At 70.5% G+C, this 21,174-nt stretch carries 21 protein-coding genes and 1 pseudogene; 6 read left to right on the top strand and 16 right to left on the bottom strand.

Going from position 1 to position 21,174, the window contains the following annotated elements:
* Positions 1 to 306, bottom strand: a pseudogene (locus FV218_RS14625) (hypothetical protein); the annotation flags it as partial.
* A gap of 168 nt (positions 307 to 474) precedes the next feature.
* Between FV218_RS14625 and FV218_RS14630 the strand changes: the two are divergent.
* Together FV218_RS14630 and FV218_RS14635 are read left to right on the top strand one after the other, a co-directional pair.
* Entirely contained in the window at positions 475 to 2,562 is a 2,088-nt protein-coding gene (locus tag FV218_RS14630; RefSeq protein WP_246685133.1) for a M3 family metallopeptidase, read from the top strand.
* A gap of 98 nt (positions 2,563 to 2,660) precedes the next feature.
* Positions 2,661 to 3,500, top strand: coding sequence for a hypothetical protein (locus FV218_RS14635; RefSeq protein WP_147710377.1), 840 nt, complete (start codon positions 2,661 to 2,663; stop codon positions 3,498 to 3,500).
* 137 nt (positions 3,501 to 3,637) lie between these two features.
* Here FV218_RS14635 and FV218_RS14640 read toward each other — a convergent pair whose 3' ends face one another.
* The 9 genes from FV218_RS14640 to recQ all read right to left on the bottom strand — a co-directional run bounded on the left by FV218_RS14640 (position 3,638) and on the right by recQ (position 12,537).
* Positions 3,638 to 3,853 (bottom strand): hypothetical protein, encoded by a 216-nt coding sequence (locus FV218_RS14640; RefSeq protein WP_056095704.1) that lies wholly within the window; start codon positions 3,851 to 3,853, stop codon positions 3,638 to 3,640.
* A gap of 311 nt (positions 3,854 to 4,164) precedes the next feature.
* Positions 4,165 to 5,070, bottom strand: coding sequence for an NAD(P)/FAD-dependent oxidoreductase (locus FV218_RS14645; RefSeq protein WP_147710379.1), 906 nt, complete (start codon positions 5,068 to 5,070; stop codon positions 4,165 to 4,167).
* Positions 5,071 to 5,187: 117 nt separating this feature from the next.
* Positions 5,188 to 5,532 carry a Grx4 family monothiol glutaredoxin gene (grxD, locus tag FV218_RS14650; protein WP_056095698.1) on the bottom strand — a complete coding sequence of 115 codons (345 nt, stop codon included), beginning with the start codon at positions 5,530 to 5,532 and terminating at the stop codon, positions 5,188 to 5,190.
* Positions 5,533 to 5,576: 44 nt separating this feature from the next.
* A complete protein-coding gene (locus tag FV218_RS14655) occupies positions 5,577 to 6,086 on the bottom strand; it encodes a DUF29 domain-containing protein (protein WP_147710381.1) in 510 nt (169 codons plus the stop codon).
* A gap of 90 nt (positions 6,087 to 6,176) precedes the next feature.
* Positions 6,177 to 6,683, bottom strand: a complete 507-nt coding sequence (locus tag FV218_RS14660; RefSeq protein ID WP_147710382.1) for a DUF29 domain-containing protein — start codon at positions 6,681 to 6,683, stop codon at positions 6,177 to 6,179.
* Positions 6,684 to 6,708: 25 nt separating this feature from the next.
* Positions 6,709 to 6,945 carry a BolA family transcriptional regulator gene (locus tag FV218_RS14665; protein WP_056095688.1) on the bottom strand — a complete coding sequence of 79 codons (237 nt, stop codon included), beginning with the start codon at positions 6,943 to 6,945 and terminating at the stop codon, positions 6,709 to 6,711.
* A gap of 46 nt (positions 6,946 to 6,991) precedes the next feature.
* Positions 6,992 to 9,217 carry a phosphoribosylformylglycinamidine synthase subunit PurL gene (gene purL / locus FV218_RS14670; RefSeq protein ID WP_147710384.1) on the bottom strand — a complete coding sequence of 742 codons (2,226 nt, stop codon included), beginning with the start codon at positions 9,215 to 9,217 and terminating at the stop codon, positions 6,992 to 6,994.
* Positions 9,218 to 9,342: 125 nt separating this feature from the next.
* A complete protein-coding gene (locus FV218_RS14675; protein WP_147710386.1) occupies positions 9,343 to 10,506 on the bottom strand; it encodes a hydrolase in 1,164 nt (387 codons plus the stop codon).
* A 177-nt stretch (positions 10,507 to 10,683) separates the two neighbouring features.
* A complete protein-coding gene (gene recQ / locus FV218_RS14680; protein ID WP_147710388.1) occupies positions 10,684 to 12,537 on the bottom strand; it encodes a DNA helicase RecQ in 1,854 nt (617 codons plus the stop codon).
* Between the two features lie 90 nt (positions 12,538 to 12,627).
* On the opposite strand from recQ, the gene FV218_RS14685 reads away from it, so the two are divergent.
* Positions 12,628 to 12,867, top strand: a complete 240-nt coding sequence (locus FV218_RS14685) for a type II toxin-antitoxin system VapB family antitoxin (RefSeq protein WP_056095676.1) — start codon at positions 12,628 to 12,630, stop codon at positions 12,865 to 12,867.
* A complete protein-coding gene (locus FV218_RS14690) occupies positions 12,867 to 13,271 on the top strand; it encodes a type II toxin-antitoxin system VapC family toxin (protein ID WP_147710390.1) in 405 nt (134 codons plus the stop codon). Before FV218_RS14685 ends, FV218_RS14690 begins: the two co-directional genes overlap by 1 nt.
* A 3-nt stretch (positions 13,272 to 13,274) precedes the next feature.
* Here the strand turns inward: FV218_RS14690 and FV218_RS14695 are convergent, their stop codons facing one another.
* The 5 genes from FV218_RS14695 to rpsT form a co-directional block, all read right to left on the bottom strand.
* Positions 13,275 to 13,886 carry a LysE family translocator gene (locus FV218_RS14695; RefSeq protein ID WP_147710392.1) on the bottom strand — a complete coding sequence of 204 codons (612 nt, stop codon included), beginning with the start codon at positions 13,884 to 13,886 and terminating at the stop codon, positions 13,275 to 13,277.
* 13 nt (positions 13,887 to 13,899) lie between these two features.
* A complete protein-coding gene (recF, locus tag FV218_RS14700; RefSeq protein ID WP_056095863.1) occupies positions 13,900 to 15,066 on the bottom strand; it encodes a DNA replication/repair protein RecF in 1,167 nt (388 codons plus the stop codon).
* Positions 15,067 to 15,089: 23 nt separating this feature from the next.
* The gene (gene dnaN, locus FV218_RS14705; protein ID WP_147710393.1) at positions 15,090 to 16,211 is read right to left on the bottom strand and encodes a DNA polymerase III subunit beta; all 1,122 of its coding nucleotides are present in this window, start codon (positions 16,209 to 16,211) and stop codon (positions 15,090 to 15,092) included.
* A 189-nt stretch (positions 16,212 to 16,400) separates the two neighbouring features.
* A complete protein-coding gene (gene dnaA, locus FV218_RS14710; protein ID WP_056095860.1) occupies positions 16,401 to 17,909 on the bottom strand; it encodes a chromosomal replication initiator protein DnaA in 1,509 nt (502 codons plus the stop codon).
* A 556-nt stretch (positions 17,910 to 18,465) separates the two neighbouring features.
* Positions 18,466 to 18,732 (bottom strand): 30S ribosomal protein S20, encoded by a 267-nt coding sequence (gene rpsT / locus FV218_RS14715; RefSeq protein WP_056095665.1) that lies wholly within the window; start codon positions 18,730 to 18,732, stop codon positions 18,466 to 18,468.
* Between the two features lie 265 nt (positions 18,733 to 18,997).
* Between rpsT and speB the strand changes: the two genes are divergently transcribed.
* Both speB and FV218_RS14725 read left to right on the top strand, forming a co-directional pair.
* Positions 18,998 to 19,987: an agmatinase gene (gene speB / locus FV218_RS14720; RefSeq protein WP_147710395.1), complete on the top strand. Its 990-nt coding sequence runs from the start codon at positions 18,998 to 19,000 to the stop codon at positions 19,985 to 19,987.
* A gap of 69 nt (positions 19,988 to 20,056) precedes the next feature.
* A complete protein-coding gene (locus FV218_RS14725) occupies positions 20,057 to 20,710 on the top strand; it encodes a glutathione S-transferase (protein WP_147710397.1) in 654 nt (217 codons plus the stop codon).
* Between the two features lie 133 nt (positions 20,711 to 20,843).
* On the opposite strand, the gene FV218_RS14730 is transcribed toward FV218_RS14725, so the two are convergent.
* Entirely contained in the window at positions 20,844 to 21,155 is a 312-nt protein-coding gene (locus tag FV218_RS14730) for a hypothetical protein (RefSeq protein WP_147710399.1), read from the bottom strand.
* Positions 21,156 to 21,174: the final 19 nt, after the last annotated feature.

Raw genomic sequence — 21,174 nt, forward strand, 5'->3', positions numbered from 1 at the left:
GGCCGGGGGCAGGGGCGTCGCCTCGGCCGCCTTGGGCTCTTCGGGCTTAGTGTCGGCCGGTTTCGCCGCCGGCGCGGACAGCTCCGGCGGCCGCTCGGGCGGACGCGGCGCGTCGAGGGTCGGACCGGCCGGAGGGGAGGGGGCGGCCCCGAGGTCCGCGGGCCGAGCCGGCGGCAGCGGCGGCGGTACCGGGACCGCGCTGTCCTGCGCCGCGAGCCCGGCCCCGAGCAGGGGGACGAACAGGGCGGAGACGACGATCCCGCGATGGAGGCGCCGGGATGCGGCGTTGAGTGAGCGCGGGGGCATCCGGGTTCCGTTTTCTGCCTGGGGTCGCGCGGAGCATCGCGGTTCCGGGGCGCGCAGCAAGGGCGAAGGGGCAACAGCCGTGGCGCAAAGGTCGGGCACGGCCTTTGCACCGGGGCGGGGCGGTGCTTACCTTGCGGCTGGGACACGATCCGCGAACTCAGGATGACCATGACCGCCGGCACCACCCCCGCTCCCGCCTCCAGCCCCACCGGCGCGTCGATCGGGCCGTTCGCGGAGCACGCCTGGGCGACGCCCCACGGCCTGCCGCCGTTCGAGCGCATCGAACCCGCCCATTACCTGCCGGCCTTCGAGGCGACCCTCGCCGCGCACACGGCCGAGATCGCCGCCATCGCGAAGAACCCGGAGGCCCCGGACTTCCACAACACCGTGGGCGCCCTGGAGCGGGCCGGCCTCGCCCTCGACCGGGTCGCGGGCGTGTTCTTCAACCTCAGCGGCAGCCACACCAACCCCGAGCTCCAGGCGGTGGAGCGCTCGATCTCGCCCGTCCTCGCCCGCCACGGCAGCGCCATCTATCTCGACCCCGACCTGTGGGCCCGCATCTCGGCCGTGGATGCCGAGGCCGAAGCCCTCGGGCCGGAGGAACGCCGGGTGCTCGAGCGCTACCGCACGCGCTTCCGCCTGTCCGGCGCCGATCTTCCCCCCGAGGCCAAGACCCGCATGGCCGAGATCGCCGGGCGGCTCGCCGAACTCGGTACCAGCTTCAGCCAGAACCTGCTCGCCGACGAGGGCGCCTTCGCCCTGCCCCTCGACGCGGAAGAGGATCTCGCCGGCCTGCCGCCGTTCCTGCGCGCCGCCGCCGCCGCCGCCGCCAAGGAGCGGGGCGGCCAGCACGGCCACGTCATCACCCTGTCGCGCTCGCTGATCGAGCCGTTCCTGGTGTTCTCCACCCGGCGGGACCTACGCGAGCGCGCCTACGCCGCCTGGTCGAAGCGCGGCGAGAACGGCGGCGAGACCGACAACCGCGGCCTCATCGCCGAGACCGTGGCCCTGCGCGCCGAGCGGGCGCGCCTGCTCGGCTTCGACAGCTTCGCCCACCTCAAGCTCTCCGACACCATGGCGGGCACCCCCGACAACGCCATGGCCCTGCTGCGCAACGTCTGGACCCCGGCCCACCACCAGGCGGCGGCCGAACGCGACCGGCTCCAGGCCATCGTCCGGGCCGAGGGGCACGAGTTCGCCCTCGCCCGGCACGATTGGCGCCACTACGCGGAGAAGCTGCGCCGGGCCGAGCACGACCTCGACGAGGGCGAGATCAAGCCGTACCTGTCGCTGGACGGCGTCATCGCCGCCGCCTTCGACACGGCGACCCGCCTGTTCGGCCTGCGGTTCGAGGAACTCGCCGACGTGCCGCGCTACCACCCCGACGTGCGGGCCTGGGCCGTCCGCGACGCCGACGGCGCCGAGGTCGGCGTCTTCCTCGGCGACTACTTCGCCCGGGCCTCGAAGCGCAGCGGCGCCTGGATGAGCGCCTTCCGCTCGCAGGAACGCCTCAACGGCGTCGTCACGCCGGTCATCGTCAACGTGATGAACTTCGCCAAAGCCCCGGACGGCGAGGCGACCCTGTTGTCGTTCGACGACGCCCGCACCCTGTTCCACGAGTTCGGCCACGCCCTGCACGGCCTCCTGTCGGACGTGACCTTTCCGCTCCTGTCCGGCACCGCCGTGGCCCGCGACTTCGTCGAGCTGCCCTCCCAGCTCTACGAGCACTGGCTCGAGCAGCCGGAGGTCCTGCGCCGGCACGCCCGCCATTACCGCACGGGCGAGCCGATGCCGGAGGATCTGCTGAAGCGCCTGCTCGCGGCCCGCACCTTCAACCAGGGCTTCGCCACCATCGAGTACACCTCCTCGGCCATCGTCGACATGACCCTGCACCTGTCGAGCGCCGGCGAGGACGGCCTCGACGTCCAGGCGTTCGAGGCCGACGCCCTCGCCCGCATCGCCATGCCGGCGGAGATCTCCATGCGGCACCGCTCGCCGCACTTCGCCCATATCTTCTCCGGGGAAGGCTACGCCGCCGGCTACTACAGCTACCTGTGGTCGGAGGTCCTCGACGCCGACGCCTTCGACGCGTTCCGCGAGGCCGGCGACATCTTCCACCCCGAGACGGCGGCGCGCCTGCGCAAGTTCGTCTACGGCGCCGGCAACCTGCGCGATCCGGGCGAGGCCTACACGGCCTTCCGGGGGCGGCTGCCGAGCATCGAGCCGCTCCTGCGCCAACGGGGGCTCGCGGCCTGAGCGGGGCCCGGCGGCCCAAGCGGCCGCCCGCCATGGTAACGCTTTGGTAAACAAGCATGCTTAACCAATGCTTCCTGATCATTCGGGAAGCATCGGTCATGACGGGCACGGTCGGAACGGCGTCGGACACCTCGCCGGAAGCGCTGCTGAAGCAGGCGGTGATGGGGGCCAGACCGGCGGCGAAGCCGGCCGCAGAGGCCGCTCCGACGCCGGCCGTCGCGCCCGCACCTCGGATGCGCCGCGTCGATCCGCGTCTCGCCGGCCTCGTCGGCACGGCGCTCCTCGTCGGCGCCGGCCTCGGCGCCGGCGCGACCCGCCTCGGTGCCACGGGCGAGGACCGCGCCGCCACCGCCATGGCGCAGCTCCAGCATCAGCTCGGCACCGCCCGGGCCGAGACGGACCGGATCGCCACGGCCCTGGCCCAGCTCGGCAAGGGCCTGGCGCAGGTGCAGGACGGCACGGAGGCGGTGCGCGGCGAGGTCCGCACCCGCGGCACCGCCGTGATGGAGCGTGTCGGCCGGTCGGAACAGGCGCTCGCCGCCAAGCTCGCGGCGCTGAGCGAGCGCGTCGAACAGAATGAGAAGGATCAAGCCGCACGCCTCACGGCCCTGACGGCGCAGGTGGAGAAGCGCGCCGCCGTTCCCGCACCGGCCCCCGTCGCCGCCAAGGCGGTGCCGGACAAGGCGGTGGAGCCGACGGAGACCGGGGCGATCACCGACAAGGCCCACGCCGCGCCAAAGCCCCCCGCCAGCGACAACTGGGCCGTTCGCGAGGTCTATGACGGGATCGCTGTCCTGGAGGACCGCAAGCGCCGCCTCGTCGAGGTCGGGATCGGCGATACGGTTCCGGGTGTCGGCCGCATCGAGACCATCGAGCGCCGGGGGCGGGCCTGGGCCGTCGTGACCCGGCAGGGCGTCATCACCGCCCAGACCTGGTAGGGCGCCACGATCCGGTCGACACGTCCGCGCATGCGAAAAGCCGCCTTCCCATCATGGGAGGACGGCTTCAATGCGACAACGGCACCAACGGAAAACCGGAGCGGTTGCGGGGGAACAAGAGCGACCCCGCAGCGAACTCAGGTCGCCTGGGCCTCGATCTCCGCCTCGGCCGGCCGCATGGGATAATGCGGCTCGATGGTCATCGGATCGGCCATCATCGAAGCGCGGACGGCACGGTTGCGGCCATGCGTCAGGGCGCGGGTCCGGGCCTCCTGCGAGGGGTGCAGGATGGCGGCGAGGAAGGCGTGGCCCTCGAACTCCGCATCGAGATTCTTGGCTTCGAACACTGGCATGGCGTTCACCGACCCGGCGCCGTTGAGGACTCCATGGGGAGCCGCGACCCGGTCATTGGCAGAAACCGGGGATAACGCGAAAAAGTTCCGGGCGCACGCCATAATTGATGCTTAATTTACGATTGCGCAGTTTCGACGCTATTTCCCGTGCGGCGGCGCACCCGAATACATCGTTTCCTTGAGAAACGCGCCCCGCGAGCAACCGAAACGTACGGCCCGCTCCCGTGACCGCGCCACCGTGATGCCCAAAAGTCGCCTGATTCGGTCGGAACGATCCGGTCCCCCGTCGTCGCACCGGGCCGGACCGGCTCTCACGGCCGGGCCAACTCGGCCTTCAGCAGCTCGGTGTTGATGGCGAAGGCCGCCATCGCCCCCTCGGCCGCCGCGACTACGGCGAACTGGACCCGCCGCGAGGCGTCGCCGGCGACGTAGAGGCCGGGCACGTTGGTGGCCTCGTACTCCCCCGTCGGCACGATGCCCTTCGGGGACAGGTCGCAGCCGAGTTGCGCGATGAGGGGCGACGGGCGGCATCCCCCGGGGGTGAGGAAGAGCGCCCGGCAGGGAAGGCCCGTCCCGTCCGCGAAGACCAATCGCTCCGCCGCGGTCCCATCCCCCGTCAGGCGGGCCACGGCGCCGTCCGCCACGGCGATGCCGTTGCGGGCGAGGCGGGCCCGGTCGGGCTCCGACAGGGTGTCGGCCCGGTCGTCGGTGCAGAGAGTGACGTCGCGGCTCCAGACGGTGAGCTCGAGGGCGAGCGCCGCCCCGGCATGACCATGGCCGTAGGCGACGAGTGGCCGGTCGCGGCTCTCGTAGCCGTCGCAGTACGGACAGGTGTGGACGCCGCGTCCCCAGTAGGTGTCGAAGCCCGCGACGGCGGGCAGGTCCTGGCGCAGCCCCGTGGCGAGGATCAGCCGGCGTCCCCGCGCGGTGGCGCCGTCGGCGAGGACCACCGCGAAGGCGTCGCCGTCGCGGTCGGCCCGCGTCACCTCGGCGGTGCGGCATTCCACCGACGGATAGCGGTCGAGATCGGCCCTGGCCTGGGCCCGCAGGTCGGCGGGCGCCGTGCCGTCGCGGGTGAACAGGCCCCAGGTCCGGGGCGTCGCGGCGTTGCGGGGCTCCCCGGCGTCGATGAGGAGGACCGAACGGCGGCAGCGCCCGAGGATGAGCGCGGCGTTGAGGCCGGCGGGTCCGCCGCCGACGATGATCGCATCATGCATCGGAACCGCTCCGGCACCCCGGTGCCGTCTCACCAACGGCCGAAGCGGCCAGCCGTTGCGCGGCACGAAAAAGGGCGCCCGCGGCGCCCTCTTCCGTTCGCGATCCGGCGGGTCGTCTCAGGCGGCCGGGGCGGCGGCCTTCACCGGGATGCCCTTCTCGGACAGGAACTGTTGCAGCTCGCCCGACTGGAACATCTCGCGGGTGATGTCGCAGCCGCCGACGAACTCGCCCTTCACGTAGATCTGCGGGATCGTCGGCCAGTTCGAGAACGCCTTGATGCCGTCGCGGATCGCCATGTCGTCGAGGACGTTCACGCCCTTGAACGGCACTTCGAGGTAGTTGAGGATCTGCACGACCTGACCCGAGAAGCCGCACATGGGAAATTGCGGCGTGCCCTTCATGAACACGACGACGTCCTGGGATTCGATCTCGGTCTGGATGGCGGTGTTGGCGTCGGTCATGGAAATCCTCGTTTGGTCTGGAACGGCGTGCGTCACCGTTGAGGTCAGGATTGATTCGTCGATTTCAAGGCCGTCGCGTCCGCAATGGCCCGGAGGGCGGCATCCAGATCGAAGGGCGCGACGAGAAGGTCGTCCGGTCCCAGGGGGCATCGTGCCGGCAGGTGGGGAAGCAGAGTGCCGCCATAGGTGGTCAGACCCAGTTTCGCCTGTGATTGAGCCACGGCCCAGATCTTGTCCCAATCCAGCCGTTGGCGCATCGACCGCTCGTAGCGGGTGAACGCGGCGACCTGGAAGGTGCCGGCCTCCTTGCGCCAATGCTCGACCGACAGGGTATCGGGCGCGGACAAGCGTTTGAGCAAATGCGCCAGTGTCTGCGCCAGCAGGCTCTCCACGGCACCGATCTGCGAACGCCCCACGCTCTCGATTTCCTCGGCGACGTTCTCCCAATCGAGGATGTTGGACAGGTCCGGCCGGCGCGCGAGTTCGCGAAGGGTCGAGGCCTGCTGCTCGGCCCAGGTCACGATATCGTCGTCATAGAGGCTCGGCTGGTCCATGCGGTCCACCTCGTGAGGTCTCTCGTTTCTGAGGGACGCCCGCCGTGAGTGCAAGGGCGTGGAGGGCGCCAGGACACGTCGTCGATCGGCCTAATGCGTATCCTTGGGCGTGTTGAGGATCTGCGCCAATCGCTCGAGCGCCCAATCCATGGTGAAGGTCGGGGCGACCAACTCGTCGGGTGTGAACGGCATGTGTTCCGGTAAACCGGAGACAAGCCGGTCATCGTAGATCCGCAGGGAGATATCGGCCTGGGTCCGCGCCGCATCCCACATCCAGGCCCAGTCGATCCGCTGCCGCATCGCCGGCGTGTAGGCCTTCCGGGCTGCGGCATGGAAAGCCACCACCTCCGAACGCCATGACCGCGTGGATTGGGCACGCGGCGCCGACATGTACTTCAGGACGTGAATGAGCACGAGAAGCAGCTTCTGCTCGACTGCGCTGATCTGCGACCGGCCCACACTCTCGATCTCCTCGGCGACGTTCTCCCAATCGAGCATGTTGGACAGGTCGGGCCGGCGCGCGAGGTCGCGAACGGCTGCGGCTTGCCGCTCCGCCCAAATCACGATGTCGTCGTCGTAAAGGCTGGGTTGATCCATGGGGTCGCCCCGGGAGTCGATGCCATCAATCCTGCGGGACGCCCGTGGTGAGCGCAAGGGCGTGGAGCACGCCCCCCATGCGCCCCTGGAGCGCGCCGTAGACCATCTGGTGCTGGGCCACCCGGGTCTTGCCCTTGAAGGCGGCGGACAGGACGGTGGCGGCGTAGTGGTCGCCGTCGCCGGCCAGATCCTTGATCTCGATCCGGGCGTCGGGCAGGGCCTCCCGGATCATCGCCTCGATCTCGCGCGCGTCCATGGGCATGGGGTGAGTTCCTCGTGAGTGTTCGGGATCGGGCGGGGACGGGCCTCTAAGCGGGGACGCCGGCGGGCTGGCTCGCCATGTAGGCGGGCAGCCAGCCCTCGTGGGCGTCGCGCAGTTCGGCCAGGGCGATGGTCTGGCCGCCGGGCAGGGTCAGGGTGTCGCCCCCCGTCACGCCGACCACGAGGGCGTCGATGCCCTGCGCCGAGGCGCTGTAGAGGAGGTCGGGCGCGGTCTCGGGGTCCACGGCGAGGAGGTAGCGGGCCTGATCCTCACCGAACAGGTAGGCGTGGGTCGCCATGCCGGCGGGCACCTCGGGGAGCGCCGCCCCGATGCCGCCGGCCATGGCCATTTCGGCCAAGGCCACGGCGAGGCCGCCATCGGAGAGGTCGTGCACGGTGTCGACCTGACCGGAGACGATGAGGCCGCGCACGAAGTCGCCGTTGCGGCGCTCGGCGGCGAGATCGACGGGCGGGGGCGCGCCCTCCTCGCGGCCGGCGATCACCGCGAGGTAGACGGACTGGCCGAGCCAGCCGGCGGTGTCGCCGATGAGCACCAGGAGGTCGCCCTCGCGCTTGAGGGCGAGGGTGGCGTGGCGGGTCACGTCGGCCAGCACGCCGACGCCGCCGATGGTCGGGGTCGGCAGGATTCCGACGCCGTTGGTCTCGTTGTAGAGGGAGACGTTGCCGGACACGACGGGGAAGTCCAGGGCCAGGCAGGCCTCGCCGATGCCCTTGAGGCAGCCGACGAGTTGGCCCATCACCTCGGGCTTCTCGGGGTTGCCGAAGTTGAGGTTGTCGGTGATGGCGAGCGGCGTCGCCCCCACGGCCGTGATGTTGCGCCAGGCTTCCGCCACGGCCTGCCGCCCGCCCTCGACGGGATCGGCCTCGCAGTAGCGCGGCGTCACGTCGGCGGTCATGGCGAGGCCCTTGGGGCCATCCTCGACCCGCACGATGGCGGCGTCCCCGCCGGGCTTCTGCACGGTGTTGCCGCCGATGAAGTGGTCGTACTGCTCGTAGACCCAGCGCTTCGACGACAGGTCCGGCGAGCCGACGAGGCGCTTCAGCGCCTCCGCGCTGCCCAGGGTCTCGGGCACGTCGGAGGCCAGGATGACGGGCTGGTGGGTGTTGGCGATGTGAGGCCGGTCGTAGAGGGGCGCCTCGTCGCCGAGTTCCTTGATCGGCAGGTCGGCCATCACCACGCCGTCGTGCTTGACCACGAAGCGGAGGGTGTCGGTGGTGTGGCCGATGATCGCGAAATCGAGGCCCCACTTCACGAAGATCGCCTCCGCTTCCGCCTCCATGCCGGGCTTCAGGACCATGAGCATGCGCTCCTGGCTCTCCGACAGCATCATCTCGTAGGCGGTCATGCCCGCCTCGCGGGCCGGGACCTTCTCGATGTGGAGCTCGACGCCGAGGTCGCCCTTGGCGCCCATCTCGACGGCCGAGCAGGTCAGCCCCGCCGCGCCCATGTCCTGGATCGCGATGACGGCGCCCGACGCCATAAGTTCGAGGCAGGCCTCCAGCAGCAGTTTTTCGGCGAAGGGGTCGCCGACCTGAACCGTGGGGCGCTTCGATTCCGAGGCGTCGTCGAACTCGGCCGAGGCCATGGTGGCGCCGTGGATGCCGTCGCGGCCGGTCTTCGAGCCGAGATAGACGATGGGATTTCCCACCCCCGTGGCCGCCGCGTAGAAGATCGCGTCGGTCTTCGCCAGGCCCACCGCCATGGCGTTGACGAGGATGTTGCCGTCGTAGCGCGAGTGGAAGCCCATGAGGCCGCCCACCGTCGGCACCCCGAAGGAATTGCCGTAGCCGCCGATGCCGGCGACCACCCCCGACACGAGGTGGCGGGTGCGCGGATGGTCGGGCGAGCCGAAGCGGAGCGCATTGAGCGCCGCGATGGGCCGGGCTCCCATGGTGAACACGTCGCGAAGGATGCCGCCGACGCCCGTGGTCGCGCCCTGGTAGGGCTCGATGAAGCTCGGGTGGTTGTGGCTCTCCATCTTGAAGACGCAGGCGAGGCCGTCGCCGATGTCGATGACGCCGGCGTTCTCCCCCGGCCCCTGGATCACGTGCGGGCCCGAGGTCGGCAGCCCGCGCAGGTGTTTTCGCGAGGACTTGTACGAGCAGTGCTCGTTCCACATGGCCGAGACGATGCCGAGTTCGGTCAGCGTCGGGTCGCGCCCGATGAGGCCGCGGAAGCGGTCGTACTCGTCGGGCGTCAGGCCGTGCTGGCGCACGAGTTCGGGGGTGATCGGAACATCGTTACGGAACATGCGAACCCTCTCGACACGATCCTGCAAAGTCATCTGACCTGCGCGTCCGTCTCGGTCGAGACGGCTCTAGAGGGTTAGGGCGCGCCCTGGCAACACGCGATCGTCCCGCGACCGTTCCGTGCGGGCTACGGAACGGCGGATTCCTCCGTCACACGGGCCCTGGGATGTTCCGCCCCGTCGCGCCAGCGCCGGATCGCGGCGTGGACCGGCTCGGGCCCGGCGACGAAGGCGACGTAGTCGAAGGCGTGCGGGTCGCGGCTCGACATGAGCAGTTGGAAGTGCATGCGGAACAGGTTCCACTTGCGCCGCTTGAGGATGCGCTTCTCGATGAGATCCTCGATGCGGACCTGGATCTCCACCGGCCGGTGCGCCGCCGGCGCCGGGACCCGCGACGCGCTCAGGGGATTGCGCCTGTGGATGGAGAGCCAGTCCCATTTCGCCCGGACGTCGAGCCAGCCGATGGCGTCGCAGGCGGCGACGCGGGCGAGGGCCGCGCGCACGGCGACGGCGCGGGGATCGAGGGTGATCCAGGGAATCACGCTGCCGATGCTGACGAACGAGACCGGGGTGCCGCGCCGGCCGAATTCGGGATCGCGGGTCAGCACCCGGTCGAGGGCTTCGATCCCGAGGAAGCTCGACGAGGAATGGCCGATGACCACGATCTCGCCGGCCCGGCCGTCCGCCGCCCGGATCAGGTCCGCGAAGGCGTCGAGGCGGGCCTGCATCCGCGCATCGGTCCCGCCGGCATGGTCGTGGGTGAAGGCGGTGTCGTCGACGAGGTGGGCGACGTAGAACGGTTTTCCGCGCGTCGCCCCCATGAGCCCGGCCAGGATCGCGTAGGCGAGGACCGGCACGGCGAGGTCGGTCCAATGCCCCGCCGGCAAGGGAAGCAGGCCGACGAGGCCGATGGCACCCAGGACGCTGAGGCCGACGAGCGCGAGGTAGATGAGGTGGACGCCGATGATCACCCGGGAAAAGCGCCTGGCCTCGCGGCGGAAGCGCCGGAGGTAGCCCGACCGCCACAGCCGCCACCACAGGGCCGGCACGGCGAGGAGCCGCCGCGCGTTCCCGCGGGGGAAGCGGGCGGCGACGATGTCGTCCCAGCGCAGGAGGGTGTAGCGGGTCTGCGCCCCGTCCGCCTCCACGCGCCAGTCGAGGCGCAGGCCGTCGGGCGAGCGGTCGGGATCGCCGACCGTGATCGCCATGGCGCGCCGGGTCGCGGTCAGGCGGCTCTCGCGGCGGAACAGGCCCCAGTAGGTCTCGGGCGCGCGCGGGTCGAACCCCGGCATGTAGAAGACTTGGCGCCGGAAGGTCTCGCGCGGCCGTGTCTCGGCTGAAGGGGCGTCCTGAGGGATGGGTCGGTCCGTCCGGTCATGCGTGGATGTGAGTGATTCGCGCCGGGCGCGATGGGCGACAGCGCCCGTCCCTACACGATGCGCATCCCGTCCGACGAGTGCCAAACCGCATCACGCCGATCCGGCCGGCGCGTGCGACAGGAACTCGGCGATGGCCTCGACGAAGCGCGCGCCGTAGGCCTCGCGCTTGCGCTCGCCGACGCCGTGGACCGTGCGCAGGGCGTAGAGATCGACGGGTTTCGAGCGGGCCATCTCGATGAGGGTGCGGTCGGGAAACACCATGAAGGCGGCGATGCCCTCGGCCCGGGCGATGGTGGCGCGCAGGCCGCGCAGGTGCTGGAACAGGGCCTCCGTCGCCGGATCGAGGTCGAGGCTGGCATCGTCGCGGGAGGCCGCACGCTTGCGGTCGCGCGGCTCGGCGACCTTCGGCTCGGGGTCCGGCCGCATCTGGATGGTCTCGCGGCCGAACAGGATCGCCTCGCCCTTGTCGGTGAGCGAGAGCCCGCCGAAGCCGTCGCCGTTCTCGGAGACGGCGCCGGCGGCGAAGAGCTGGCGCAGCATGGCGCGCCAGGCGGCGATGGGCCTGTCGGCGCCGACGCCGAAGGTCTTGAGGGCGGCGTGGCCGTTGCGGCGGATCGGGTCGGATTCCTTGCCGTGGACCACGTCGCAGACATAGGCCGCCCCGAAGCGCTGCCCGGTGCGGACGATGGCCGAGAGCAGCTTCTGCGCCGGCACCGTGGCGTCGACGAGGGAGACGCCCGAGCGGCACAGGTCGCAGCGCCCACACGGCTCGCTGGCTTCGCCGAAGTAGCCGAGCAGGGACTGGCGGCGGCAGGTGGCGCCCTCGCACAGTGCGATCATCGCCTCGAGCTTGCGCCGCTCGACGCGGCGGCGCTCGTCGGGCACCTCCTTCTCGTCGATCTGGCGGCGGCGGAGCGACATGTCGTCGAGGCCGTAGATGGTGAGGGTGTCCGCCGGCAGGCCGTCGCGGCCGGCGCGGCCGATCTCCTGGTAGTAGCCCTCGACGTTGGAGGGCATGTCGGCGTGGCAGACGAAGCGGACGTCGGGCTTGTTGATGCCCATGCCGAAGGCGACGGTCGCGGTCATCACCACCCCGTCCTCCTGCAGGAAGGTGTCCTGGTTCTTCATGCGCGTGCCCTGGTCGAGGCCGGCGTGATACGGCAGGGCGTTGAACCCGTCCTTGGCGAGGCTCTCGGCGAGCTGCTCCGTGCGTTTTCGCGAGGAGCAGTAGATGATCCCGCTCTCGGAGCGGCGGTGCTTGAGGAAGCGCTCGATCTGCCGGGTGGGGTTGTCCTTCGGCACGAAGGTCAGGCGGATGTTCGGCCGGTCGAAGGAATGGACGAAGGCCTTGAGCTCCCGGCCCGCCGGGAACAGCCGCTCGGTGATGTCGGCCCGCGTCGCCTTGTCGGCGGTGGCCGTCAGCGCCACGGTCTGGACGTTGCCCAGGGCCTCGCGGGCGCGCGAGAGGTCGCGGTACTCGGGCCGGAAGTCGTGGCCCCATTGCGAGACGCAATGGGCCTCGTCGACGGCGAGCCGCCGGACGCCGACGCCGCGCAGGGCGTCCATCAGCCCCTCCATCATCAGCCGCTCGGGCGAGACGAACAGGAGGCGAAGGTCCCCGGAGCGGATCCGGCGCCAGGTTTCGCGCGAGGTCGCCTCGGGCACGGAGGAATTGAGGGTCGCGGCCGCGACCCCGAAGCCGAGCATCTGCTGCACCTGATCGTGCATCAGGGCGATCAAGGGCGACACCACCACGGTGAGGGACGATTCCACCAGGGCGGGCAGCTGGTAGGTCATCGACTTGCCCGAGCCCGTGGGCATCACGGCGAACACGTCGGTGCCGTCGAGGACCGCACCGATGACCTCGTCCTGGCCGGGGCGGAAATCGTCGTAGCCGAAGGTCGTTTTCAACGCGGCGCGGGCCTCGTCGAGACGGCTGGTCATCGCAAACCTTGGGGTGGTGATTTCGGGGGTCGGCTTGAAGGGCCACCGTGTAGGCACTACGCTTCGACTGTCTACACGGGAACGATCCTAATGCCTCTCAACATCCGAAGCGAGGAGGTCAATCGCCTCGCGGAGAAGGTGGCGGCCCTGGCCAAGGTCAGCAAGACCGAGGCGGTGCGGATCGCGCTGGCGCACGAGGTCGAGCGGCTGGAGGGCAAGCCCTCGCTGCGCGAGCGGTTGCGACCGATCCAGGATGCCTTGGAGGCCTATCCCAGGACCGGCCTCAAGGCGGACAAGGCCTTCTACGACGGCTTGTACGAGGAATCCTGATGTTCCTCGATGCGTCCGCCATCGTCGCGATCCTGACGCGGGAAGCAGGCTTCGGGCTGCTGATCGAACGGATGGAGACTGCGCCGCACTTATCGACATCCGGTCTCTCGGTGCTCGAAGCCGTGCTCGCCCTGCATCGTATCGATAGAGTCCCGATCCCAGTCGCGCACGAAGTGGTCGCGGCTTTCCTGCGGCAAGCCGCCGTCGCCCTCGTACCCCTGGCCGAGCCGGAAACGCGTGAAGCGATCTCCGCCTATGCGCGATACGGCAAGGGCCAGGGCCACCCGGCGCAACTCAACCTCGGCGATTGCTTTTCCTATGCTTGCGCCCGGACGCAAAGCGTTCCGCTCCTCTTCATCGGTAACGATTTTTCCCGGACCGACATTCCGTCCGCCCTCGCGTGAGGCTCACCGCGTGGCGATGGCGACCGCCGCGCCCGCCATCACCGTCCCGGCGCCGCGATTGATCGCCCGCCGCGCCCGAACCGAGGTGAAGACCCGCCGGGCGCGGGCCGCCGCCGCGGCATAGGCCGCCAGGACGGTACCGAGGACGACCACGATCGTCGCGCCGATCCCGGCGAAGCCGAGGAGGGTCAGGTGCTCGAGATCGACCACACCCGGCAGGAGCGCGAGGAAGAACAGGATCACCTTCGGGTTGCCGAGGGTGAGGACGAGGCCGCCGAGGAACGGGCGTACCCGGCCGTCCGCGTCCACGCGTGGGGTCTCGACGGGCTCCACGGGCGCGGTCCAGGCTTTCCAGGCGAGGGCCGCGAGATAGACGGCACCGGCGTACTTCAGGGCAACGAACGCCACGGTCAGGGACTGTGCGAGGAGGGCCATCCCGGCCGCCGCCACGCCGAACCAGACGAGGTCGCCCACGACGAAGCCGGCGATGAAGGCCCCGATGCCGCCCGTCCCGCGCGCCAGCACCCGCGCCACCAGGGCGGCGATGCCGGGCCCCGGGGATGCCACCGCGACGGCGTAGACGCCGGCAAACAGGATGAGATTCGCGATCGACATGGCCCACGGCGCCTTAAGGCGCGGCGACGCGCCCGTCGACGATCCTCACCAGATCGGCGCGGCCGTCCAGTTCCGTAAACAGGGCCGGGTCAGCTCCGGTCATCCAGACCTGACCCGACAGGGCTTCCAAGGCGTCGAACAGGCCGGTGCGGCGGCGCGGGTCGAGGTGGGCGGCAACCTCGTCGAGGAGGACGAGGGGGGCGATCCCGCACATGGCCTGGACAAGGCGGGCATGGGCGAGGACGAGGCCGATGAGCAGGGCCTTCTGTTCGCCCGTGGAGGCGGTGGCGGCGGGCACGTCCTTCGGGCCGTGGCGCACCACGAGGTCGCTGGTCTGAGGCCCGCTCAGGGTACGCCCGGCGGCGCGGTCGCGGGCGCGGCCCTGGCGCAGGGCCATGCGGAAGCGGTCCTCGGCTTCGAGGGCCGGCCAGACGGCGACGAGGTCGTCGAGGTCGCCTTCGAGGCGCAGGGCCGCCCAGGGGAAGGGCTGGGCGTCGTCGCGCCCCGCAGCGATGAGCCGGTCGAGACGCTCCGTGGTCTCGCGGCGGGCGAGCGCCACGGCGACCCCGAGTTCGGCGACCTCGCGCTCGATGGCATCCAGCCACTGCCCGTCGTTGGGACGCTCTTCCAGGAGACGGTTGCGGGAGCGAAGCGCCCGCTCCAGGGCGTTGACGCGGGCCCCGTGGGTGGCGTCCACCGCCAGCACGAGGCGGTCGAGGAAGCGGCGGCGGTCGCCGGCCGGCCCCCGGAACAGGCCGTCGAGGTCGGGGGTGAGCCAGACCACGCGCAGGAACTCGCAGAAGGCGACGGGGGAAGGCGCGGTGGCGCCATCGATCCGGCACAGGCGCGACGCGCGTCCGTCGAAGCCCGGCGGCTCGTAGCCGGTGCCGACCCGGTGCTCGCCCTCGCCCGCCGCGAGGGTCATGGACACGGCGAAGCCGCCGGGGCCGCCGGTGCGGGCCATGCCGGCGAGATCGGCGCGGCGCAGGCCCCGCCCCGGCGAGAACAGGGACACGGCCTCCAGCAGGTTGGTCTTCCCGGCCCCGTTCTCGCCGACCAGCGCCACGAAGCGCCGGCCGACGGCGAGGTCGAGGTCGGCGTGGTTGCGGAAGTCGCGGCAGATCAGGCGGGTGAGGCGAAGGCCCCGGCCCGCTGAAGTCTCCTCGCACGCGGTCTCAATGGGATTAGACGAAACGGTCGCGATCACACCCGCATCGGCATCAGCACGTAGAGCGCGGGCGCGCCCTCGCGGTCCTGGATCAGCGTCGGGGAGCCGGGGTCGGCGAGCTTGAACAGGGCGGTGTCGCCTTCGAGCTGGCCGGTGATGTCGAGGAGGTAGCGGGCGTTGAAGCCGATATCGAGGGCGGCGGCGTCGTAGTCGACGTCGAGTTCCTCGGTGGCGCTGCCGGAATCCGGGTTGTTCACCGAGAGGGCGAGGCGCCCCTCCTGCACGGCGAGCTTCACCGCGCGGCCGCGCTCGGACGAGATGGTCGAGACGCGGTCCACGGCGCGGGCGAACTGGTCGCGCTGGACCGTGAGGAACTTGTCGTTCCCGGAGGGGATGACCCGCTGGTAGTCCGGGAAGGTGCCGTCGATGAGCTTCGAGATCAACACCACGCCGCTGGCGAACTTGAAGCGGATCTTGGCCGAGGACAGGTCGATCTCGACGCCCTCGCCGCCGTCCTCCACGAGCTTGATGATCTCGGCGACCGCCTTGCGGGGCACGATGATGCCCGGCATGTCGCGGCTGCCGTCGGGCGCCTCGATCTCGACGCGGGCGAGGCGATGGCCGTCGGTGGCCACGGCGCGCATCTTCAGGGAGCCCTCGGACTCGATGGTGTGGAGGTAGATGCCGTTGAGGTAGTAGCGCGTCTCCTCCGTGGAGATGGCGAACTGGGTCTTCTCGATGAGGCGCTTGAGGTCGGCGGCCGCCAGGGTGAAGCGGTTCGGCAGCTCGCCGGCGGCGAGATCGGGGAAATCGCCCTCCGGCAGGGCGCCCAGCGAGAAGCGCGAGCGGCCCGAGCGGATGGTCATCTGGCCGGTCTCGCCGCTGGTCTCGAGGGAGACCTGGGCGCCGTCGGGCAGCTTGCGGACGATGTCGTAGATGACGTGCGCGGGCACGGTGGTGGCCCCGGCATCCGCCACGTCGGCCGGGATCGTCTCCGTCACCTCTATGTCGAGATCGGTGGCACGCAGCTCCAGGCCCGACGGGCCGGCGCGCAGGAGCACGTTGGACAGGATCGGGATCGTGTTGCGGCGCTCGACCACGCGGTGCACGTGGCCGAGCGAACGAAGGAGGGCCGCGCGCTCGACAGTGACTCTCATCGCAAAAACTCGTGGTCGCAGGAGAACGTCGCGGAAGCCGGCCCCGCGCGGCGCCGGGCATCGTGGCCGAGCAGCTTCGCTGGCCGAGCAACTTGGCGAAGGCGGTCCGCGAACGCAAGTGCGAGAGGCGGCCTATCCCGGGGTTGATCCGGCCGGGACACCGCACGCGTGCGTGTCCCGGCCCGGGGCTCAATCCTGCAGCATGCGCTTCAGGAGCTCGACCTCGTCGTTCAGGACGTTGTCCTCGCCGATGAGCTTGTCGATCTTGCGCACGGCGTGGAGCACCGTGGTGTGGTCGCGGCCGCCGAAGCGCCGGCCGATCTCGGGCAGGGAGCGCAGGGTCAGCACCTTCGACAGGTACATGGCGATCTGGCGCGGCTTGACCACGGCGGCCGTGCGCCGCTCGGACAGGATGTCCGAGCGCGAGACGTTGTAGCGCGAGGCCACCAGCTTCTGGATGTCCTCGATCTTGATGCGCTTGGGCTCGCGGTTCTTCACCAGATCCCGGATCGCGGCCTCGGCGGTCTCCATGGTCACGGCCGCCCCCGTGAGGGTGGCGTGGGCCAGGAGCCGGTTCACGGCGCCTTCGAGGTCGCGGCCGTTGGCCGTGATGGCGCGGGCGACGTAGGTCGCCACCGTCGGCGAGACCTCGAAGCTCGGATGCGAGACCTGGACGGCGGCGAGACGCGCCGACAGGATCGAGGTGCGCAGCTGCTCGTCGAGGGTGCCGATCTCGACCACGAGGCCGCCGGCGAGGCGCGAGCGGACGCGCTCCTCCAGGGCTTCGAGTTCGGTGGGCGGCCGATCGGAGGCGACGACGACCTGGCGGCCGGCATCGATCAGGGCGTTGATGGTGTGGCCGAACTCGGCCTGGATCGACTTGCCCTGGATGAACTGCACGTCGTCGAGGATGAGGAGGTCGATGGCGCGCAGGCGCTCCTTGAAGGCCAGGGCGTTCTGGGTCTTCAGGGCGTTGACGAAGCCGTACATGAAGCGGTCGGCGGTGAGGTAGATCACCCGGCGGCCGGAATCGCGGGCGGCGTGGCCGATGGCGTGCAGCAGGTGGGTCTTGCCGAGGCCGACCCCGGCATGGAGGTAGAGCGGGTTGTAGAGCGCGCCCTGGCCGTCGTGGCGGGCGACACGCTCGCCGGCCGCGTGGGCGAGGGCGTTGGAGCGGCCGACGACGAAGCTCGTGAAGGTGAGGCGGTTGTCGAGGGGCGCGCCGTTGAGGTCGCCCGAACCGCCCTCGGCGCGGGCCGAGACGGGGGCGTCGGACTCGGAGTCGCTCGGCGCCTGCATCCCGGAGCCGGCGGCCTGGAGGCGGGCGAGGGGGCTCGGCGCCATGGCGGGCTTCTGGGCCGCGCTCGCGGTGGCGGCCGGGCGGGCCGCGGCGGGACCACGCACCGACACGTCGATGCGGGAGACGTCCTCGACCTCGCTGCGGAAGGTGTTGAGGACGCGGTCGATGTAGTGGGATTCGATCCAGCTCTTGAGGAAGCGGGTGGGCACCGTGAGGCGCGCCGTCGCGCCGGAGACCTCCAGCAATTCGAGCCGGGCGAACCAGCTCGCGAACACATCCTCTCCCAGTTCCGCCCGCAGGCGGCGTTTCACCCGAGCCCAGGCGGCCACCGGATCGGTGCCGCTCACGCCGCTCATGCCCGTCTCGGCGTTGCCGGACACGCTACCGTCGACATGCATCATCGCTCTCCTCGCGCCGAGGACGGAGAGCCGCCACCGGTACGTACGCACACTTGACTGACGTCGCGCCCCGCGAGCCATTCGCGGAGCCCAGATCTTCGCGCCGGAGTCAATGCATCCGGGGCGCCTTTTGCCGATGAAACCAGCCTATCAACAATAAGCTACGGTTCTCCTAACAACGGGACTAACGGGGATAGCGAAAGAAGCACGTATCGGGACGAGGGTTTGGCACGACGAGTCGAACGAGCAGACCGACCTTGTGCATGATTCGCCCTCGACTCGAGGATGCACGGCTTTTGTCGTGTCTTCTCAAGCGATCGTTAAGTTACACTTGGCGTTAAGACTCTTCAACTCGGGAGATTTGCCATCAGGGTTAACGAGCCATGGCCTCCGCCGCCGCGACCGAGTCCGCGGAAGGGACGGCGATCCGGAGCAGGCGGGCTCAGGTGGACGAGCGCGGGTGGACGAGCGCGGGCGGTCGAGCGACGGCCGAAAACGAAGAAAGCCCGGCATCGCTGCCGGGCTTTCTTCGCAATGGGTCCTGAAGAAGGAAGGCTTAGGCGGCGAGCGCCTTGACCCGAGCCGCGAGGCGCGAGACCTTCCGGGACGCGTTGTTCTTGTGCACGATGCCGTGCTGGGCGGCCCGCATGATCTCGGGCTCGGCTTCCCGCAGGGCGGTCAGCGCGCTGGTCTGGTCGCCGCCGGCAATGGCCTCTTCGACCTTGCGGACGAAGGTGCGCATACGGCTGCGGCGCGAGCGGTTCACAGCGGTCCGCTTCGCGATCTTGCGGGTCATTTTCTTGGCCGACACGGTGTTGGCCATGGGGCATCCTCATCACGTTTGAGGCGATCCCGACGGGCCCGCGGGCCGGAGTGTCGTAGGATCGCGTGCAGGTTGTTCGGGCAATGGCGAAGCCGACGGGCAGGGATGACCGCGACCGTCGGCAATCCGCGCTCTATAGCCACGCACCGCCGATCCGTCAACGCGAGCGTCATCGCCGTGTCGCCGCGCTTCGCCAATCTCCCTCGCTTGATCGATGCCCCACCCGCACGCGATGATCCGGTTCGGAACGCGCGAAGGGGGAACGATGCCGAGGGAACCGGATGCGGCGCGGATCGCGCGCCATCGCCCGCCATCCGGCATGGAAAGCCCGCGCTTCTCAGGCGTCGCGAGTTTCATGCGCCTTCCCATCCTCGATCCCGCCGAGGCCCCGGGCCGGATCGATATCGGTCTCGTCGGCATCCCGTTCGACGGGGCCACCACCAACCGGCCGGGCGCGCGCCTCGGACCGCGCGGCGTGCGCGAGGCCTCCACGGGCACGCGCACGCTGAACGCCGGCACGGGTATCGCGCCCTACGATCTCGCGGCCTGTGCCGACCTCGGCGACGTCTGCGTCAATCCCATCGACGTCGCCGCCACCGCCGCGCGGATCGAAGCCTTCTACGCCCCCCTCGCCGCCGCCGGCATCGTACCCCTGTCCGTCGGCGGCGACCATTTCGTGACCTATCCGGTCCTGCGCGCGCTCGGCCGCGACAGACCGCTGGGCCTCGTCCATATCGACGCCCACAGCGACACCGACGACGGCCAGTACGACGGCAGCCGGCTCACCCACGGCACGCCGTTCCGCCGGGCCATCGAGGACGGCGTCCTCGACCCGAAGCGCACGGTTCAGATCGGCCTGCGCGGCAGCGTCGACGCCGCCGACGAACTCGACTGGGCGCGGGCCCGGGGCGTGCGGATCGTCCCCATGGAGGAAGTCATGGTGCGGGGCCTGCCCGAGGTGGCAGCCGAGGCCCACGCCGTCCTCGGCGCCGGGCCGGCCTATCTCAGCTTCGACATCGATGCCCTTGATCCGGCCTACGCCCCCGGCACCGGCACCCCGGAGATGGGCGGGTTCACGAGCCGGGAGGCCCTGTTCCTCGTGCGGGCCCTGGCCGGCCTCGACCTCGTCGGGGCCGATCTCGTCGAGGTCGCCCCGCCCCTCGACCCATCCGGCATCACGGCGCTGGCCGGCGCCACCCTGGCGTTCGAGATCCTGTGCCTCCTGGCCCAGGCCGTCGCGGCGCGCCGCGAATGAAACGCTCCGATTGACGCTGCCGCTTCAGGCGCAGACCCTGCGGCCGATGATTCGCGAAAGGCATTCCGCTTGGCATCCGAGATCACGCTCTACCATTCGCCCAACACCCGCTCGACGGGGGTGCGGATTCTCCTGGAGGAACTCGGCGCGCCGCACCGGCTGCAGGTGCTGAACATGAAGGCCGGCGAGCATCGCGAGGCGGCCTACCGCGCCATCAACCCCATGGGGAAGGTGCCGGCGCTCACCCACGGCGACGCCGTCGTGACCGAGCAGGCGGCGATCTACCTCTACCTCGCCGACCTGTTCCCCGGGGCGGGCCTGACCCCGGCCCTCGACGATCCGTTGCGCGGTCCGTACCTCCGCTGGATGGTGTATTACGGGTCGAGCTTCGAGCCGGCGGTCATCGACAGGGCCCTCCAGCGCGAGGCCGGCCCGCGCGCCATGTCGGCCTACGGCGATTTCGATACGGTGATGGCGACCCTGCTGGGCGCCCTGGACAAGGGCCCGTATCTCCTCGGCGAGCGCTTCACCGCCGTCGATGTCCTGTGGGGCACGGCGCTCGGCTGGACCACGAGCTTCAAGCTCGTGCCCGAGGAACCGGCGATCCGGGCCTACATCGACCGGGTCAACGGCCGCCCCGCCGCCGTCAAGGTCGCGGCGGCGGATGCCGCCCTGTCGGCCGAGCACGCGGCTTCACAGGGAGTGGAGCCGGCCCAGGCCTGAGCCCCCATCGACCCGTCGGGACCGCTGCGGGCGACCTCCGTGCCCCCCGCAGCGGACGCCCCGCGCCAGGGCCGGTCCCGGGCCAAGGCTCGGCCGAGGCGCTCCGGTTTGACAGGAACTCCGTGCGCCTGACTCAGCCCGGGGGCAGGGCGGGCACGGACCGCGACACGACTTCGGCGGCGGGCTTCCGCACGCCGAGGTCGACCGGCCCGAAGGTCGCGAACAGGTGCATGGCGACCACGGGCGCGAAGACGAGGCTCATCATCACCACCATGATCAGGGCGACGTTGGCATCGCGCGTTTTCTTCGGGGCAGACTTAGCGAGAGACTTGGTGGGGGACTTGCGCACAGGCCGACGTCCGGCGACGCGCAGGCGGAATTCGCTCGCGGGCCGGAGGTTCGTGCGAAAAGCGGCCGGAAAGGCAGAAAGCTTCAAGACGGTCATGGGCTCACCTCGTTCGACC

The organism is Methylobacterium sp. WL69, assembly GCF_008039485.1.
Taxonomy (GTDB): domain Bacteria; phylum Pseudomonadota; class Alphaproteobacteria; order Rhizobiales; family Beijerinckiaceae; genus Methylobacterium.